8 protein-coding genes are annotated in these 20,303 nt (G+C 42.8%); 1 reads left to right on the top strand and 7 read right to left on the bottom strand.

Translation table 11 applies throughout. The features are described 5' to 3' along the window. Nucleotides 1-89 precede the first annotated feature (89 nt). From asnB to ACSX1H_RS09415, 3 genes are read right to left on the bottom strand one after another with little or no spacing between them, the layout of a single operon-like run. Complete coding sequence (asnB, locus tag ACSX1H_RS09425) at nt 90-1,928, bottom strand: asparagine synthase (glutamine-hydrolyzing) (protein WP_439183608.1); 1,839 nt, start codon at nt 1,926-1,928, stop codon at nt 90-92. Further along, complete coding sequence (locus ACSX1H_RS09420) at nt 1,904-3,127, bottom strand: prenyltransferase/squalene oxidase repeat-containing protein (RefSeq protein WP_439183607.1); 1,224 nt, start codon at nt 3,125-3,127, stop codon at nt 1,904-1,906. The genes asnB and ACSX1H_RS09420 overlap by 25 nt, the downstream gene beginning before the upstream one ends. Before the next feature lie 23 nt (nt 3,128-3,150). Continuing rightward, a complete protein-coding gene (locus ACSX1H_RS09415) occupies nt 3,151-4,248 on the bottom strand; it encodes a glycosyltransferase (protein ID WP_439183606.1) in 1,098 nt (365 codons plus the stop codon). A gap of 304 nt (nt 4,249-4,552) precedes the next feature. Here ACSX1H_RS09415 and ACSX1H_RS09410 point away from each other — a divergent pair, with 304 nt between their 5' ends. Further along, a complete protein-coding gene (locus tag ACSX1H_RS09410) occupies nt 4,553-5,623 on the top strand; it encodes a hypothetical protein (protein ID WP_439183605.1) in 1,071 nt (356 codons plus the stop codon). Nucleotides 5,624-6,079: 456 nt separating this feature from the next. Here the strand turns inward: ACSX1H_RS09410 and ACSX1H_RS09405 are convergent, their stop codons facing one another. The 4 genes from ACSX1H_RS09405 to ACSX1H_RS09390 form a co-directional block, all read right to left on the bottom strand. After that, nucleotides 6,080-16,132 (bottom strand): DUF8693 domain-containing protein, encoded by a 10,053-nt coding sequence (locus ACSX1H_RS09405; RefSeq protein ID WP_439183604.1) that lies wholly within the window; start codon nt 16,130-16,132, stop codon nt 6,080-6,082. 472 nt (nt 16,133-16,604) lie between these two features. Next, nucleotides 16,605-17,573 carry a polysaccharide deacetylase family protein gene (locus ACSX1H_RS09400; protein ID WP_439183603.1) on the bottom strand — a complete coding sequence of 323 codons (969 nt, stop codon included), beginning with the start codon at nt 17,571-17,573 and terminating at the stop codon, nt 16,605-16,607. Then, nucleotides 17,574-18,668, bottom strand: a complete 1,095-nt coding sequence (locus ACSX1H_RS09395) for a glycosyltransferase family 4 protein (RefSeq protein ID WP_439183602.1) — start codon at nt 18,666-18,668, stop codon at nt 17,574-17,576. A gap of 76 nt (nt 18,669-18,744) precedes the next feature. Further along, complete coding sequence (locus tag ACSX1H_RS09390) at nt 18,745-20,301, bottom strand: lipopolysaccharide biosynthesis protein (protein ID WP_439183601.1); 1,557 nt, start codon at nt 20,299-20,301, stop codon at nt 18,745-18,747. Nucleotides 20,302-20,303: the final 2 nt, after the last annotated feature.

Below are 20,303 nucleotides of genomic sequence, written 5' to 3'. Positions count from 1 at the left end.
ATTACCTTCAACTATGAACCAGATATACTATTCTTATTTTGCGTGTAATAACAGCATATTTTTCTGTGCACAATGCCCCATTCCTTTGACTATTCATCCACAAACAAACTAAACCACCTTTCAATATTGATCCATTTCCATATCTCCTTCGAGTAGTTGCTCTTTCTCTTTAGGTGCTCATCCAGTTTTTTTTCGCAAACAGCTACATCAAATAGCTGCCTGTTCCTGAATGAGGCGGAGTGGATCATATCATTCACATAGCCTGCAAGGATGGGCTCGCGCAACCACTCGTCTGATGGCGTTGTAAAGCCCTTTTTATCTTGCCGGTTTATTATTTTGGAAGGTACCAGCTGATGAGCTGCCTGGCGAAGTATTTGCTTGGTGGTTCCGTTTTGTATTTTGTAATGGGGCTTTAAAGCCAGTGTTTTCTCCACCAGATGATGATCCATAAATGGCACCCTTGATTCGACTGAAAAAGCCATCGAATTTAGATCGTCCCAACGCAGCAGATGCTCTATTTTATAATTAAAGTGGTCGAGCAGTGATTGGTTAAGAGTTTTTGGAGAGTATAACTGTTGGGCAATTTTAGACTTATCCTTATAGGAATTAAAGAAATCACTATTAATGACTTTATTGCGTGCAGTCAACTTATTTTTAAGCGATACTGGAGCCGCGTAAAATAGTAAATATGACAAAGGTGTATACCGCTTGTGCTTTTTATAATAGGCCTGCAATTCGCTGGTAAAAAGGCCCACCTTTAATTGCCGGAGCAATTCGAGGTAATAGCTTCCGAAAAAGTTATGATAGCCGCCCAGCTGCTCATCGGCTCCTTGCCCATCAAGGGTTACAGTTACATCTTTACTGGCCAGTTCCATCACCTTAAACTGTCCGTAGGGTCCTAAATCTGAAACCGGCTCATTATGTGCATTCACAAACTTATCAATGTCGTTCAGCAAAATCCCACTATTGGGCACGGTAAACTTCATGTGCTCAATTTCATTGCGGTAGGCATCAATATACTCCGATTCATCGGCCCATATCCCCTTTCCGTAGGTTGCTGAGAAGGTGCGTAAATCATGAACTCCTAGCACCCGCTTAACCACCGAGGTAATGGCCGACGAATCAAGTCCCCCACTTAAACTAATGCCCAGTGGCACATCGCTGCGCAACCTTAAACGTACTGATTTTACCAGCTCATCCAGGTATTCATCAGGAGCAATATCGCTATCGTGTTTATTCACTTCCTCTTCAAGATGGTACCATCTGCTAATAACCAATTCCCCTTTGCTCCAGGTAAAGTAGTGGCCATGAGGGATCTTTTTAATCTGAGAAAAAAACGTAGTGGCATCGTAATCGGTCCGGCTATAGACCATGTAATTAAAAATAGCCTCGTAATTCACATCTAGTCCGCCATTACTTTTAAGCACTGGTAACAAAGCTTTTATTTCCGAAGCAAAACAAAAGGTATCGGCATTATTAAAATAATATAAAGGCTTGATGCCGTAGCGATCTCTGGCCCCAAATATTTCTCTGGTTTCCAGATTGTAAATAACAAAACTAAAATCCCCATTAAGCTTATGCAGAAAGCCTTTTCCCCACTGCAGGTAGGCCGCCAGAATGACTTCAGTGTCTGTTTTGGATGAGAAGGTATATTTTCCCTCCAACTCTTTCTTTATCTCAATGTAATTGTAGATCTCCCCATTAAAAATAATGCAATACTTCCGATCGCGACTATAAAGCGGCTGATGCCCGTCTTTGGATAAATCGATGATACTTAAGCGAACGTGTCCAAGTCCTATGTTTCTATCCACTAAAGTACCCTGGTCGTCAGGTCCCCGATGCTGCAGTATCGCCAGCATTTCATGCAGCTGATTATGGTTTACATCGTGCTCTGCCTGTTTATTTAAGATTCCTGCAATGCCACACATAGTTTATTCGTCTTAGTTAAATTGGTTAATGCATAAAACAATTGAGCCTGCGGCCAGCGATGGTAAGGAATGGTATTTCGACTGCCCAACTGGCTGATGCGCGTAACAAAATGGCCATCGCTCAACTGCATGTTATCAATCAAAAATTCGGCTATTTTACCGGCAATGGCAACTCCTTCCTTCAAAAATGGTTCGGCCATGATGAAGAGCGATATTGCCTCCGCAAAATCATACGCCTCATATTTACTCATCTTTTGCTTTTTACCACTGGCATATGGAACAGGTGTGTAATCGCTTCTTAGCAACCTGTTTTGATAATAGGTAAGTCCTTTTCTTATTACATTTGGTGCCTCCGGATGTTGAAACACGCGATTAAAGGCAATCAGTCCTTTAATCGTAAAACAGGTGTGAAAATTATCAATGAATCTATCGCCAGGATGAACCGCATCATAGAACCAACTGCCATCCTCATTCTGATAACTGGCAATAAAATTAAACACTTCCATTGCTTCCTTTTTTACCAAATCATCAGGACGTAACTCATAAGCACTGGCTAATACTCCCAATAAATAGGCATTGGCATTTACAACCGCACGCCGGTCGACGGGACTGTAGCTATAGCATCTGGTTCCATTAGGTAACTGCACTTTATTGAGATCATTTAAAGCAAACTGCATTACCGAAAGGGCTGTGGCCTTGCTGGTTTCATCGTTGGTTAAACGGTAATGCTGCAAAAAGGCCTGGAAAGGATACGGTGTAACTGTAATGAAAGGTGTTCCCGGCCCACAAAAGCCGCCACTGTTTTGCCAGCCAAAAGTGTATCCCCAGCAATGGCCCGAATAGTTCACTTTTAAGCTGCTTTTGTAAAGCTCATCCAGATAATGTTCAGCTTTTCTCAGGTCGCTCTTTTGACAGAATACTTCATAGAGATTCATGTACGCCATGGCATAATGAGCATCGGCAATGCTCTCTCTCCTTTTTTTAACGAAAGGATGGACCGCTGATGGGAAAAAATTTTCTATAAAAATAGCCAAAGCCGCAAAGGGCAGGCCTGCTAATCTATTTTTATAAAAGAGCTTCTTGCCATTAATGCCAAGCCATGTCGAAAAAAAGTCCTTTACATCGTAGGAGTATTCACCGTAACTATCCAGCCAGGCAGTAAATCTTTGTATTGATTTTTCGAGTTTTTTATCCTCCATATTATTTATTACCAACTATAAATTTACTTACTCAGGCCTATTGATTCAAATGCTTGACTCCAAACAGACAGCAAATAAGGTAAAGAGAAATCTTTTGCTTTGTCTGCCTTAATTTTCTCCGCATTCAAACTAAACTGCTCCAGTTTTTCCCGATCACTCAGGAGCACGTTAACACGCTGTGCAAAAGCATCCACATCGTGCAAGGGCACCAGGTAGCCATTTACGCCATCAATCACGAGATCGCTTATGTCGGCATCATCAAAAATGACAGCTGGAATTCGACAGCTCATCGCTTCAATTAGCACATTCGGTAGGCCTTCCCCCTGACTGGTCATGGCAAAAATCTTAGACTGGTTAAATACTTGCTGAATATAGGCTCGATCACCAGGCGGTAAAAACGTAATATTATCCTTTAAGCCGAGCGCATAAACCTTTTCTTTCAGTTGAGGAATTAAGTGACCGTTACCTACCAATGCCACGCGCAAACTTTTCTGTTGATACTTGCTAACCAACTGCTCACAGGCTTCAATTAATAGGTCAATGCGCTTATAGAAGCTCATGTATCCCACATAAACCAAATCATATATTTTTTCGTGCTGCTGATAGCTAAAGTTTTCAAAATCGAACAAATGGTGGGGAATAAACACCTGCTGTTCCGGTTTACCATGCTTGATAATATAAGCCCTGGAGTTAGTTCCTTTGGTTCCCACGGCGCTGGCTTTGGTGGCCAGCCAGGTTAATAGTTTCTGCATGCGCCTTTTATCGGGGTAGGTTAAATACAAGTCATTTTTCCCCATTAACAGCAAAATTGATTTTCGGAAAGTCAACTTTGCTAACAAAACAGCAGACATTCCATGCGGTATCATCCCAATTCCAATAATTACTTTAGGCCGATGCATTATAATGATCCTCAAAGCCTGCCATAATCTGAAAAACTCAAAAAAGAGGCTTTTTCGCAGCCATGCTTGCCTGGGATAAATGCAGGTCACTTTTTTATTCCGATAATCGCCTGGCCGAATTATAAATACCCTGTCCACCTGATCCATTTCTAAAACAGGTGCTATTTTATAAGTCAGGGTGTGCTCTCTTCCTCTAAGGCCCGCAAATACGAGTAAATTCATGCATTAAGTTGGTTAATCATTTATATCACAAGCCGTTTAGCTATTGTAACAATAATATAAAAAATAAAGACTTAACAGTCTATTATTTGACAGAACCAGCATTTTTAGGGCTAAATGACAAATGCCAGCCATTAAATATTTTTGGAAAGAAATAGCTAAAAACTTCTTCATTTACAGCCTCTAAAGCGCAAATCCAAGTTTTTGGGGATTTGGTCACAAGTAAAGGCTCTTTGCTGTAATAATAATTGACATTGAGGGCAAATACTTAAAACTTTGCTACCAAAACAACTTAAATTTAATGCTTATGAATAGATGGGTAAAGGGTCTGTTAATGATTGGAATCATTGCAGGTTTAGCAAACTGTACGGAAGACAAATATCTGGATGAAAATGTGAATGAGGCTGGACTCAAAACAACCGAAACAGAATTTACTGAAAGATATGTTGTTGATTGTGAAGAAAGTGCCAATTTCGACTTTGGTACGTCAGCCAATGTCACCTTAACAAACGATGGTGAATACCTCAATTTTACCATTACAGGCATTGAAGATTGGATGGTTCGGTTTTTAGCAATTTATGTTGGTCCTTTTGAAGATATACCATACAAAGATGATGGCCGGATTGATCATAACAGCTTTAATGACGTGATGTATTACAGCCCGATGCTGTCGCAGGTAACCTACCAAATTCCTATTAGCGAAGAGTGGGATGGTTGCATTACCATTGTGATTAAGATCATTATGATTAAAGAACTTAGCGATGGAAGCAAACTGACAGAGTACGATTACGTTCTTTTAAACGGATTGCCTTATTTTGACTACTGCTTTGACTGCTGCGAAGTGACCGGTTACCGCACTCAAACGCCTGGTGGATGGGGTGCCCCTGCCAAAGGCAACAACCCTGGAAGCTACCGTGATGCCTACTTTGATATGGCATTCCCTGAAGGATTAATGGTTGGATTGGATGGTGAAGGCTTCAGCTTGACATTGAGCAGTGCTTATGCAGTTGAACACTTCCTGCCTTCGGGAGGCAAGCCATTACCTTTAACAATGGATTATGTGGATCCTACTAGTGATGATTTAGGAAATACACTCGCCGGACATGTTGTAGCTTTGAGTCTCAGTGTAGGTTTCGACTACTATGACGAAGACTTTGGCGCATCGGACTTTAACCTTGGCGACTTAGTTTTATCTGATGAAACTGGATTTGGAGGCATGACCGTTAATGAAGTTCTGGACCACGCGAACACTGTTTTGGGTGGTGGAAGTTCCATGTATTCTGCTTCTCAGCTTCAGGAAATTCTGGATATGATCAATAACAGCTTTGTTGATGGTCAGTACGATTCGGCATACGATATTTTCGAATGTGAGGAATAGTTATTTCGCTATTTACTCCTTTAATTATTTAATTGACATGCGTAGGGATTGCCTTTAGGGGCAATCCTTTTTTTGGACCTTATTCATAGCACTCTCATTAACTGAATCCTTCTATGATATGCCCTTACTTTACAAAGGATAATCTGTTTGATACATGGAGTGATAATCGCAGAAAGACTAAACCATCAACAATCTCCCCCTCAGGGCAATATGGTTATAGATTGTAGTGAATAATAACCAACTTATCCAACATCTGCCTCTAAATTGCTGCCAGTGCAACAATCAAAGCATTTGCCTGTTTTGAAAGCCGTATAAAACAAAAAGCCTGCTTCAACCCTGATTCAAGAGCCAACGCACTTTTGTTGTGCTCCTGAGTTTAGGTGGAAACAGACTTTTTACTTTTCGGTGCGATAGCTTACTGGCTGCTATCAGCAATCAGGCTAACACCTCGCAACATTAATTTATAACTACCTTTTGTTCGTGTCTCTTGTCTTTACTTTGCACTTTCACAATATATACTCCGTGCTGTAAACTAAGCTCCTGATTAAAGATAGAACCATTAAATTCTTTATTAAATACCAGGCGACCATCAACTGTATAAACCATCACGCGCTTCTCGTCTTGCCAATCACACTCAACCACGAGAGTTGATGCATGACGCATATAAACTTGCACATTCCCCTTATCAGGTGTCTCTAAATCACCAAGACCACTCGTAAAGTCCTTATCCTTAAAGTGGAGTACAAACCGATTATTGACTTCTCCCTCTTCGGCCACAAAACTATAAGCAGTACTCTCCACCATTTCCGTCCATGTGCCCGCTTCAGTATCCTCCAGCATCATTTTATATTCTTCACTCAGAGAAGCCAATCCATCAATTTGAATCGTATGCTCACCCGCAATAGTTTGAATACCGAGTGGAACTGCTTTATCTATCATTGCAAAAGGTACGACATTAATTACGGCCCTGATGTTATCAATCATTGAATAGATATAGGAAATATCATTGGGTGCAACTAACTTTTGCTCAGAATCCAGGCGCGTATACCCTTCACTGCCATCGGCTCTCAATGCAATCACTGCCTCATCTTCATGCATTGTATTGCTCAGCTTCACCCTTAAAACATCCACCTCTGGTTCGGCCGCTTTCAGCGACGATTTATTGGCATCATGCATCAAATTATTTTTGCGCATATAAACCGGCTGACCTGCCTGCCCCACCTCTGTTTTTATGAAAAAAGCCTGTGAAGGCGCTATCACTCCATCCGCAAAAGTTACCGGAGAAGCTAAGCCTGAAACCGTATTAAAGGTCTCTACTGTAGCGTCGCTGTTGCCTGACGAAACCATGCGGTAAATGGAACCGGTAGTGTGCTCAAAATCGGTACCAATACCGTTTTCGGTTGGTAGTTGATAATACGAAGCATACGGGTTGGCCACAATTTGCCACTCATCCTGAAGATTCCGCTGATAAAATGGGTCATTGTTCAAATGACCGCTATGCGTCACAAGGGCTTCATTATTTGACAGAGTCAGTAAAAAACCTTTCAGCTCATTCTGTATCGCCAAATCATAAGCTTCTGGCGCATCCGAAATACGTTCAAGCACTCCATCATTCTTATAGTCGAATAGCGCATAATCATTGGCGGGAAGCAGCGATTGGTAAGAAGCCATACTCGGTTCAGATACAGCATGGCCAATATACCACTCCCGCGAGTTGTTAAAACTCCACCGAACGATTGCTTCACCATTAATGGTTCCTTTTACCATTAAGGAGGCTGGCTGTTCATGCGTTGATTCGAGGTATAGCAGTTTACTGGTCATCAGATTACCCAACACACTCAATTGCGAACCGGCTGCTAAGGTTAAGCCCTGCCTATGGTAGATGGCCAGATTATTGACTTGAGCCGGCGCTTCATTAACGGGAATAAATGGTGCATGACCTGTATTGCCAATCGTGATATCTGTTGAAGCATCTGGTACAGAGCCGCTATACCAGTTGAGAGGATCGAACCAGTTACCATCTGCTCCTGCTCCTAACCAGGAATACTGCTGTGATGCAACTGACCCCAGAGTAAAGTAGCTTCCGGTATTATCAAACGCTTCAAAAGGAATGCTCTCTTCTGTTTGAACTTTGCCAGCTCCATCGTTTATAACAGGAGCCGCAACAGCCAATTCATTCCAGAGCATATTACTTCTCCATTCAGCTATTCTCAAGTTATTATCCGGTACAACACCGCTCTGGTTATCCCAGCGGATAGCCAGCTCTGCCTGGCTTCCTTCCGGAGCCTTAATGCGCCAATATTCATTCTCATTTACAAATTGCAAGTCTCCTGTCATGCTATTGGTTGACTTTCCGTCACTGTCTGCAGACTGATTATTGTACTCCACTGTCCATAGCTCGGCTCCCGTGCTGAGCGTATTACTAAGAATTACACTGCCTGCTCTGCCATCATCACCCACAGGAAAGCAAAACTCGCCACCACTGGCAATTTGTTTTGTCAAAGGTCCCTGCACAAAAGCCTCTGCTCCACCCCCAATAACTTCTGTTTCAATATCGGTAAGGGTTAAGCTATTGCCTGCATCATTATAAATAACGCCGCGCAGAAGCTCCAAACAACTTCTAACCTCAACATTGGTCAATAATTCAACTCCCCCTTGATTATTAATCACCAGGTGTTCGATTCCATTGTTGCCAATTAGGTCAGAAGAACCCTCGATGGTTTGGCGCATATCTCCATTTAAAGTTAGTTGAGCGGTATTACTCCCAGACTCAAAACCTCCTCCATTAAAGGTCAACTGCCCTTTTAACACTAATTTCTGATTGTAAGCATTACTCACCAATGGCCCGTTTACAGCTAAATTTCCGTTAATGACCAGCTTATGAGCGGGCAGCCACCTTTGGCCGCTTCCGGTAAATGAAAGACTATTTACCTGCCCTAAGTTCTCCAGTACATCATACGAAGTGGTTCCGGCAAACTCCAGCACACCACCACCTGAAGCTGTAAAGATTAGATAATCGGCGATAGGCAGTGCTCCTGTTTCGGTAGATAGCGTTCCTGTTCCTGTGACATATCCAAGTCGATGCCCGGTTGTAGAGCCTTGCACTAAGGTGCCATTAATTGTTGTCTGGTAGGCATTGATGCCATTTACCGGCATGGATACAGTCGTTCCTGCATCGATTATTACAACAGCTCCCTGGGGGCCGTTTGCCGGAACCGCTCCTCCAGTCTCCGGATAGGTATCCCAAGTTGCTGGCTGATTCCAGTCACCATCGGTCACTGAAATAAAGCCCGAAACCTCGTCGGGAATAACAGTGTCAAGCCCGGCAGTATAATCACCATCCAGACCAGCTGCCAAAGCAGGCAAATCAAATACCAATTCCTGACTTGATGCATCTATCACGCCCTGATTCTTACTCCAGCTATTGGCACCATTAGCGGGCAAATGAGCAGTTATCCAATCATCAATTGATTGACCTTCATCCAAAAGAATATCCTCTGCCTCGTATTGCAATCGCAACTCTCCACTTAAGCCCGTCATGTTCTCCGACGTAATCCTCCAGTAGTAACCCAAAATATTTGTTTCCGCCACCGCCACAGGATGTAATTCGGCTACAGGCTTCACCTCCACATAGCCATCCGTTGACTCATTGGCAGACAGATCCAGTGTAACAGGGGTGTACTTTCGTCCGGCCCCTGCAGGATAAATAAACGTAACAGGTGTTGCATTGAAATACTTGCGAATGCCTCCGTCAGTAAAAGACAGGTTCGTTTGTATCATGTTATTGATTGAAAAAGGACTGATCGCCTCAATCGTACATCCACTGTTCAGTACCAGAAGGTTGCTATTAATGTTCAACACACCATTTTGCAACCGCAACTGTTTATTGACCGTCAGCTGGTTGCCGGTTGGAATAGTTACTCCGGAGGGATTACTGATTGTGAGCACATCCATTACTCCTTCACCGGATAAACTTTGAACAGATGTTCCTCCCATGATTATACCGGCTCCATCAAAACTATGGTGTGTTCCGTTAAATACCATGTCCCCCCTTACGGTTAGACTATTTCCATTGTCCAATAGTTTACCACCTTCTATGGTCAACTGATTATCCACTAAAACAGGTGTAACTTGGGGATTTAGCTTGAGGGCAGCTGAACCTCTCTTTACAAGATTATAAAATTGTGTACTGCCCGTTATCAGATGGTCGGCCTGCCCGGTAAACACACAAGTACCTCCATTTGCAATAAAGGCTCCCTGATTATTTAAGTGAGCACCTATGTGCAAATCCAGTCCCGATTGATCGAGAGAACTACCTTCATCAATGACCAGATCACCATCCAAAACCAGAGGCTTTTCCAACAGTTTTACCTGCGGGTTGTTTCCACTGGAATTATCCACGTGCAGGTTCATAAGAGCAACAGAAGCGTTAACGCCAAAAACCTGATTGGTGAGTGTGGCGGCTCCGCCGATAGAGACACCAACCTCTTTACTCACCTCACTTTTTAACGGTTGAAGGTTGATGGTGGCTACTGATGAAGAGAGTGCGGCACTTTCAATGCTTAACATGCCACTGGCATGTATAAACTCACTGCCACTGCCCATCACCTCAAAAACACCTCTTGTGGCAACTGTTGAAGGTTTTATCCCCACTCGTACCATTGAAGCGCCCGACTGCCAGTACTTAAGACTTCCATCCTCAACATCTGTGCTTCGACGGATTTGTCCGCCAACCATTAAGGCTCCTGCCGACACCTGCAGCTTTGACTGTCCCGAGTTGCGATAAACAATCGAATTCTCAGCTCCTCCCATATTAAGCGTTCCTCCACTCACAATGAGTGTGCCATCAAGCCGAATACCCGATTGGCCACTTACTACGGCTGTTCCTTCAGCTATTTCCAACAAAGCATTATTGGGGATAATAAAGTAATCATCACCGCTACTCAGATCGATGCTTATTGATGGCTGGTCAACAATCAGACTTCCACTTATTAATTCTAGGGCCTTGGGCACACCTGAACCTGCTGTGGGGCCATGCAAATTAACAGGACTGTTGATGCGGGCTGCTACAGACTGATCGCTTCCTTTGTTGACCACCAGTCGGTAAAGGTTTGAAGAGTTCTCGTCATTCAAGTCGAAAACCATATTGCTGTTTCCTAACAGCTTAAGTGTTACCAGAGCGGCACTTTCTTCAGAAAACAATTGCAGGCCCTCTCCGTCCAAATTTTGTGAAATATTGCCATAAACATTCAGCTGGTGGTCGATAGCAACATCCCCGCCACTCTGCCCGTAAATACTTGCTCCTGTGTTCGAAAAAGTAAGATTCCCGTGCACGGCAACAAGCCTTGCACTTCCGCTACTGGCAAACACCAGCTCTGCTCCACCTCCAGTGGCTACATCACTGTTGCGCTCCATAAAAAGCAAATCGCCTCCCACGGTCACATCCCCTGATTGCCCATCAGACAACAGGAGGTTAGCATTGCCCATTATTTCGAGGTTTCCCTGCGTTGTGATGTCCTTTGAAAAGCTTATGGTTTGATCACTCTGACCATCATTAGCACTAATTACCAGTATGTTTGGGCTGATGGACGGAACATTAGAGAGTACCGTTCCATTGAGGGCTGTATCAAACTCATAAATAAGATAGGTGCTGTCATTCCTCACCCACTCCTCAAGATCGACCTTGGTAAAATCCGGATCGCTGTAGCGATTGAGTATATTTCCTTCACCTCGAATAGCCTGCACATCGATCTGTCCGCCTTCTTTTAAACACAAAGTAGGCCGGAAAATAACATTTGAGCGGTAGCGGGCCGCTGTCGCTGCCCCACTATTATCTTTCATTGGTGAAAAGAAAATCTCCGAACAGCTTTCCATAGTATTATCAATAACTACGCAATGGGGTTCCCCTTCATTACCTGAGCTATTGGTATTGCCCCAAGGCACCCAGCCAATCACTGCAATATCGCCCAGATCAGGATAATCGGGAGCGGGAGGCTGGTTACTGTCGTGCGGATCCAAGTCCGGATTGAGGAGATCGCTGCGCGTCCACACGCCGCTTTCCCTCCAGCCGGGCTGCATGCTTTTATCAATCGAATAGTATACCAGTACGTCCCCTTGAAAACGGGTAGCTTCGCCAATGGTATAATTGGCTTCATTTAAAGGGTATCGCCCACTACTTCCATCATCCCATCGGGCAACATTGTTTTGCTCATCAACACTTGTTGCTGCAGGCATGTACCAGCGGGCATATGGAGAATAACTATCGACTCTTCCTGCAACATATTGCGCTTCATTGGCACCTGCATCACTCTGGGCATAAACAGCTTTGGCGTTAATCATCGGCAAAGAACTAAACCCTGCATGCTGAATACGCCAATAATAACTCAGCGCTTCTCCTTCTGCCAGATTGGTTAAACTAAGCTCCCCGGCCACCGGACAAACATTAATGTAACCGCCACCAGCAGGCACCGATGCAACATTAACTGTAAACGGTGTGTACTTATTTAAGCCTCCTACCGGGAAAACAACATCTATCCCATCAACAGTTCCATCGGGGACCCATAGTGACAGGCCGCCATCAGTGGCATTACCATTGGAAACAAACATTTTACTCGATTCGGAATACTCTTCGCCCTGCTCACTATCAAGGTAATCGATTTTCAGATGATGCTCCTGCAAATTAATCCTTCCACTCCTGTAATCTAACCTTTTGATATACAAATCACTGCTTAAGGAAACATCAGACCCGCCAGCTGCAAAATGGATATTTCCAAGAACAGCTCCCGGCTCCGTTGTTATGGTCCCGCCATTCTCATCGAGGTAAACCAGTGCATCGGAATGTGTTTGTCCACCAATGTACTCTCCCAGCTGTGCTTCGCTATCAACAATAACTTGACCAGATTGAGAAAGCGCATACTCCCCTTGGTTCAGCAGCCCTCTTTTTAAATGCACCTCGCCAGTCACATGTATCAATTGAGCAGCTTCAGCTACTGCTACGGCACTTGCCTGTTTATTAGCCGATGAGCTTAGCAGCAATTGACTACCTGCCACTTTATCAATTGTCAGATTATTGAAAAATTGTTTCCATTCAATAGCTTCTGTATCTGCATGACCAATGTGCAGCACTCCATCCTTATCGCCGTTAAAAATGAGCGTATTAGTAACAGCTGGATCATACAGATATCCTTTAGCATAATCAATGGCGGTGGCACCCCAGGCATAAGTGGCCGCCTGTTGATCAATGGTCATATTCCGACCAATGCTTACAGAGTGACCACTATGGTCTAGAAGCACTCCTTCATTAATCGTTAAATCATTACTTATGGTTAATGAGTTCAGCAAGCTTAATGTTCGAACCCCATTACTACTCTTTAGGATCAAATTATAAATTGGAACTGTTGAATTAATATTAAGGTCACCAATCATTTCGAACACGATACTACCACCACTCACCTCATAATTTTCATGTTTGGAGCCCAGCAACAAACTGCCAGAGCTAATCACAATCTCACCACCTGACATGATGAAATTATTTTCGGGGTGACTCAAATCAAAACTTCCTTCCGTCACGCTTACCCGGCCACCTGTTTGTTGGAACGAGGTGCCATTAGTGCCTCCTGCCTGAACCAACTTGTGAATGACGACCTCTCCACCATCTATTTGAAACTTTGGATTATCTGTTGCCCAGCAAACTAATCCGGCACTATTACGGGTATCGATGTATCCCTTATTAACAATCAGTTCACCAAACAGAGAAAAAGCTGAATCGCCTCCTTCTGGATTTATTCCGCTTACTGAGGTTTCAAAACCTGGTATCTGGTTGCTTTCGATTGCTGTTGTATAGATGATGACGTTGTCGCCATCAAGAACCATCCGGGCAGAGCTGCCGATTGTAAAATCTCCATTCTCACCATAAACACGCCCTTCAGTCAGTGTTGGCAGATGAATATTTCCAGTCAATCGCAGCGTTCCATGATAAACCCACAGCGCCTTTCTTACTTCGGGATCGAGGATGGAGAATGGAGGATCCGAATTTCGCCCCACATTATTAGGCCCAAACAACCTGAAGTAATAAGGCTGCTCAACAAACAGGGTTACTTCGTTTTGAGTATCAGTGCCTTTATCAATCACCAGATTGTACAAATCGGTTATCCCATAAAGACTTAGTTGACTTTTGGCGGCGCCTTGCAGACGCAGGGTTGCCGCGCCTAGCGCTGTAAATTCGTTATACCTAGGTGCCGCTTCATTGGTTAGCCTGACGCTGCCATTATTAATAAAATCCCCTCTTACAATGAACTGGTGGAAAATATTGTGATATTCTCCCGAAAGAGGCAGTATACCGCTGCCGATGGAGTAGACACCATTCACCACATTGCCCTGTCCAACACTTATTGAACCATTATTGTGCACAAAAACATGACCACCAACAGTAACAGTCAAGCGGTCAGTAGATGTATTGTCGTTGATTCTTAAGCCACCTTGTTTTATGGTAAGACTCCCATTAACAGTCAGATTATGCAGCAGGGTAACCCGTTCCGCAGCTGCATCCATCTCTATTTCCACATTAAAGAATTCTCTTGGCGTGTTGAGAGAATAAGCCGCACCTGAAAAAATTACTGTTCCCTGGCCTGCTGCTGCAAAATGGCTGGCATCGCCCATTGGGAAATTATCCCCTTTGGTAAAAACTTTTCCACTTCCTTCTATTCGGCTAAAGCTGTGCCCCGAGGTTGTTCCCAACCGCAAAACGCCCTCTATTTTGAGATAATCACATTGGACGTTATCTATATTCATGGTCACATCGCAGGACTTTTTAATAACGACCCTGTCATTTGCTGCCTGCGGGAAGCCCGAGGCCGGATTTATATGCAGCTGTGCGGAGGCATCGAGTGTCCATGTGGCAGGGTCGTTCCAATTGCCTGATTGGTAGGCATACCAGGTTACATCTGTTTCACGTGCGCTCCAGTAGCCATCCAAAACCGTTGACCCACTGGCAGTCATAGGATTAGCTCCAACCTCCCCGGGAACATTGGCATCGAACCATTCTCCGGCGCCTGTATCATAGCGTTTAATCAAATAAGTGCTTTCATTGCCTTGCACATCGCCGGGTACATACTTAAAACTGAGATCGCATGTTAGGCTTGATAAGTTTAAAGTATTCATCTGCCAGTGCCTCGATAAATCTACGGCCTGTGTTTCCGGCCCAGCTTCATCCAACACCTTTACTTCAATCTGCCCGTTACCATCAATACTCCCCGCTGCATTGGTAATCACAACCGGCGTGTAATCGCTTCCTGTGCCAATTGGAAATGTAAAGTTAAAGTCAGTAGCCGCAGTCCCCTGCTTAATCAAGCGACCGGAGCCTTCTGTTTTTATCATCCTCGTTGGTGCAAAAGAGCCCACAATACCTGCTTCTGCACCAATTATCAGGTTATAATTATTCAGTGCAAGCCATCCATCATCTAAATACAAGTTATTGGAAACAGTTAGTCCTTTCTGAAGAGTAAGGCCAGTCGAATTATCAACTCTTAGCTGACCAACAGAGGAAGGTACAGCATTACCCGATGACTGAACCATATTGCCATTATAGATGTAATTAGCTGCATTAGAATAGTTCCCTGAAGCTATTCTAATATTTCCGGTAGCACCCTCTAAATCAATACCATCTGCATGCCCAATACCCAGTGTTGCATTAGGTAGAAGGGAGAAACTGGCCGCCAAATCATTGGTAATTAAATACGTAGCACAATACAAATTGGACTCAACCACACAGTTTTCATTAACAGCTATATTGGCAGCAAGCTGTTTAATTGCTGCATTAGTAAATTTCACATTATTAAAGGTGTAGCTACTGTTTATGAGCTGCAATTCGTCAGTTCCGTTGAACTCAATGGTTCCATCGCGTGGTGAGCGGCCATCATCATCACTTGTGATTCCTCCGCCACTAATGGAGCCTGCAATGGTTAACAGACCATCATCTCTGAACCTGATATAGGTTTGCAATAGCGAGTTATTCATATTGACATCACCAAGCACGTTGACTGTTCCTGTAAAAATGACCAAATAGGCATCCATGTCATCAGAGTTTCCAGTGCTTAAGGTAAGAGTTCCTGCATTTAAAACTCCAGTATTAACCTCAATATACTTAGCTACACCGTGGGTATCAGAACTGATACTTACTGTTCCTGATACAGTTAGTTCATGACCATTGTCGATGGTAATGCCCGACAACGCGTCACCTTGAGCGATAGTTAATTCCGGAATAGCATAATCAGGTGAGATGTCCAGCGTAATATTATGCGAGTTGGCAATCTCAACATTACCAGGTGTTACTGAGGATCCAGGATATTCTGTGGCATCTGTCCAGCCATTATTGTAATACTCCCAGTTACCTGGGTTGGACCATGCTCCATCAGCTTTAGACCGAAAGTCACCATTGGATTGCGCAATAAGCGATAGCGGCAATGCCAACAATATAGCTGATAAATAACTAAAAATCTGATTTCTTTTCATACTCACAACTTTGGATTAGGGAACAACATCGGCAATCGAACAAGGAAAGTACTTGGCTTTATATGCAGTTCCTTTCCAGATCAACATCGAAGTAAAACTCTTATAGTCAGTTCTAGTAAATTTACCAGTTTTAAAAATGAGTTGCTTAATAAATTGTAAATCAAAGTGAAAAAAATGATGAATACCTATAAATGCAGGATGAAACACCTGATTATAATAAGATGTTTCATAATAAAACATTCTGTTATAAACATCTCCAATCCTGCAAAGGCGCGATTGGCCTCTCACCAATAAAAGTTTTAATTGTTGATTACGGATACCTGGCTTCAATCATCTACAAGGCGCTAACTATCAATGACTTTATTGGTTAATGAGATGACAGATACTCACTTGTGTTGGATTCCCCCTGAGAAATAATTTGGAACAAGGCTGCCTTTGATACTTTCCTCTTAAATAGTTGACGGTATCACCTTTAAGGTAACATATGGGCAATCCATTTTTTTGCTACGCCACCTCCTTTGGGAGTTAGACTTAGGCGCGGCAAATCCATGAATGAGGTGTGTGGCGTGACAAAACTGTCCTCCGTAGTAAAACTTAGCTGATAGCCCATTTCCTTGACCATCGTTTTACTTTGTACCGTATAATCCTGTTTCCTACCATTGGGATAGGCATGAGTCAGCAGATTTCCATCCAAATAATCAAGTGGTTTAAGGAGTTCCTGCCTGATTATCTCTTCTGACTGATACTGATGCAATATAACATGATAGTAGCCATGGGCACCAAGTGTAACCAATGGATGCTGCCCCAACTGCTTCAATTCATCAACAGTTAATAAGCGATCATTATCATAAAGTTGGTTGTAATGCACCCACTCTTCATGTGTCAGAAGTTGCTGAATGAAAGAGAGTAACTCGACACCTTCAGCAAAAGTCATTTGCTTATAGGTATCAATTAATCGCTGAGCATACCTCAGTCGTTTGCCATAACTCTCATTCCCGTTGAGTTGAAGCAAGTGGTGATTGAATTGTTTGCGTGTATGAATAATGGCTGTTCGAATAAGGTAGGTAGGCATGCGCCTGTTTTGTTCGATTAAGCCTGTTGAGGCAAAAACGGTAAACGGAATATTATACCTTTCCATTATGGGCAATAAAGTACTCAGGTTATTATGATACCCATCATCAAAAGTAAAATGAATCCAGGGCCGGCTGCTCGCAAAGTTTTGCCGGCTTTTTACCAACAACTGCTCCATGCTGATAAAATCAACACCCATCCGTTTCCAGAACTCAATCACATTGATCAGGTCGTCGGCAGGCAGATGCAACAACTCTATATTTTTATCTTTGAACGAATTACATACACCATGTCCAAAGTACACCAAGCCTCTCCTTGAAAATCTCAGAATATTCTTAATAACCAACTCTTTGAGTAAGCGCTTCCCCATCTACACTAAAATATTTTGATAAATATCACTATACTCATCAGCAATATCCTTCCACTGATGACTCTGAATCAGTTTCTTATAGGCTTCATCAGCCTTTGCTTCAAACTGAACGGGATTGGCCAAAAAATGCATGATTTTTGTTGCCAGATCATTACTGTCACCGACCTTGAAAAACTCTACTTCGCGATGACTCAAAATGGCTTTATTGGCCGGTATATCACTACAAATAAGTGGTGTTTTCATCGAAATTACTTCTAAGAGCATCAGCGACATTGCCTCTGAGTACGACGGAAACACAAAAAGGGAAGCATTCTTGACATAAGCCATCAAAACGGCTTTATCCTTAATCATTCCCACGAAATCGATATCTAAATCGTTAGCATATGCCAACAGCTGTTGCCCATGTTCCGGTATTTGGTTGTAATCACCAGCAACCACCACTTTACCCTCATAATTGATCTTCTTCAGGGCTTCAAGAAACACCAAGCACCCTTTGAGAGGTATAATTCGGCCAGCAGCAAACATTACATAATCCTCCAGGTTAGGTTTCTCTCCTATTGCATGGTAGGGGTCAACACCATTCTTTATGGTCAGGTAATTGCCCCCATAGGTTTTCTCAGCATGCTCCCGCTCCAAATCAGAAACAAAAGTCACCTGGTTAGCATATTTCATCATTAAACCTTCTGTTTTTCGAAAAAAAGCCCGCATGATTCGCCCCCACTTATCCATATTATACGTGCGTCCATGGTGGGTAGAAACCACCCTGTATTTCAAACGCAAAAGAGGCACTACATAGGCCGTATCAATCTGATGCGTATGCACCAAATCATAGTTAGCAAACAAGAGTGCATGCAAAGCTGCCATTAAATTGTAATAGAAGATATTCAATCTATGAGGAAACAGTTTTTTAAAAATAAACTGATAAACATTGGGGTAAGGTTGCTTAGCGGATGCATGCGATGCGGTGGCATAAACCGTGAAGCGGTAACGATCATTTAATTCCTTTACCAGATTTTCACCTACTGTCGCCGTTCCGCCAATTGCCGGAATGCCTTTTAAACCAAGCACTCCAATGTGAGGTATGTAGTTTTTCATATCCGGATTTATTTTAATAACTGCTATATCAGCTTCTGTTAATCACAAAATCAATTTAATGCCAAAATTCATCAGCTTATCCACTCCTGATCCGTGTGCCATTTATCAGTAATTGCACTTTATCCCAGATACGCGCAACTTTCTTATTCGACCTAAAAGTTTTGATAAACAGCTCAATTTCTTTGATATTCAGCGGGTGAAAGCGATAAACGAACCATCCGTAATACATCACCAATAAAATACTTTCTGTTACCCAAAAGAAAACACCACTGGTTGCCCACTCAAGCGGGTAAAACAATGCAACAGAGCTCAGAATTAATAAGCCATAATTTCTGAATGTTCGCCATTCGTAAGAAATGGTGCAATGCCGCCTGAACATCCAAAACATGATTAAATTTTTAACGAGTTCGCCAATAACAGTGGCCATGGCTACCCCCACAATACCTATCGCTTTCATTAAATAGATGCCTAAAAATAAGCTCAACACCACCACAATGCGGGATAGCAAAACAATTTCGAGGCGCTCTTTTAACTGAATCAACATGATTAGCGGATAGAAAACGCCATTGGTCAATAACCCCAATAGCACTAAGGTGGTAACCCAATAGGCATCAGCATATTTATCACCGAAAATATTGATAATAAAGTCGTTGCCAAACAGCAAAAAGTATAAAAACGGGAAGATAAACAAAGGCAAAAGCACTTTAACGCTGTAATTATATACCCTATTCAACTCTATATCACTGGTATTCTGGTCAAACTTTTTAAAAAAAACAGGCTTGACCACCGACTCAAACTCTCTTATGGGCAGTAACTTATAGCATATTTCGTAAATCTTAATTGAAAAGCCATAAATACCAACACTGTAAGGATTTGATATAGCCGCTACAATATAGGTGTCGCTGGTGCGGCCAATAATACCGGCTCCAAACTCAGTAAGGATCGAATACAACCAGAAACGCTTTATTCGATGCCGTAAACCAGTATCAAGGGGCTCGCCCAAGGGCATCTTCAAGTCTGTTAGACTTTTAGTAATAAAACTGACTACAATGATGGCATACATCAGCGATAATAGTGCTTCAATGGCCAACAGAAAATTGACATCCAGACGGTTGAGAAACACGATATAGGCCGTACTTCGGAATAAGGTAATCAACACATTTAAAATGGCCATTTTTTTATGTAACAATAAGGCCATCAGTAATATCTCAGCCAAATGCCGCATGGCATAAAAAAACACAAACAGGATGAAAAAGGTAAAATATTTATCAAACTGCTCGATATTGAAAAAATCAGCCAACTGTTGACGAAAAACATAAGTGCCCAATAGCATCAATGCAACCATCGACAAAGCAATGGTAAGCGCTGCTTTGAGTAGTCTTTTTATCTCCCGCCGGTCGGATTTTTCTTTTAACCCAGGGATGAAACGCAGCAGCACGTGCTTCAAGGGACTGGTAACCAACAACTGAAATAAAGCAAACATACCAAATAAGAGCACATAGGTACCATATACATTTACCTCCAGTTTGCGCAATACCAAAATGGAAGCCAGAAGCCCCAAGACCTGCACAACCAGTTTAGCCATGTATAGCCACATGGTATTTTCCAGAAGTATCTGTTTGTTATTAGCCATAG

It is taken from the genome of Carboxylicivirga taeanensis, from assembly GCF_051851475.1.
GTDB classification, from domain to species: domain Bacteria; phylum Bacteroidota; class Bacteroidia; order Bacteroidales; family Marinilabiliaceae; genus Carboxylicivirga; species Carboxylicivirga taeanensis.
This window is presented reverse-complemented; position numbering and strand designations above follow the sequence as displayed.

Bases quoted from the DNA above. Each gene is read 5' to 3' on its own strand.
- ACSX1H_RS09410 (WP_439183605.1), top strand. From the start codon at position 4,553: ATGAATAGATGGGTAAAGGGTCTGTTAATGATTGGAATCATTGCAGGT.
- ACSX1H_RS09420 (WP_439183607.1), bottom strand. From the start codon at position 3,127: ATGGAGGATAAAAAACTCGAAAAATCAATACAAAGATTTACTGCCTGG.
- ACSX1H_RS09395 (WP_439183602.1), bottom strand. From the start codon at position 18,668: ATGAAAAACTACATACCTCACATTGGAGTGCTTGGTTTAAAAGGCATT.
- ACSX1H_RS09400 (WP_439183603.1), bottom strand. From the start codon at position 17,573: ATGGGGAAGCGCTTACTCAAAGAGTTGGTTATTAAGAATATTCTGAGA.
- ACSX1H_RS09390 (WP_439183601.1), bottom strand. From the start codon at position 20,301: ATGGCTAATAACAAACAGATACTTCTGGAAAATACCATGTGGCTATAC.
- ACSX1H_RS09415 (WP_439183606.1), bottom strand. From the start codon at position 4,248: ATGAATTTACTCGTATTTGCGGGCCTTAGAGGAAGAGAGCACACCCTG.
- asnB (WP_439183608.1), bottom strand. From the start codon at position 1,928: ATGTGTGGCATTGCAGGAATCTTAAATAAACAGGCAGAGCACGATGTA.
- ACSX1H_RS09405 (WP_439183604.1), bottom strand. From the start codon at position 16,132: ATGAAAAGAAATCAGATTTTTAGTTATTTATCAGCTATATTGTTGGCA.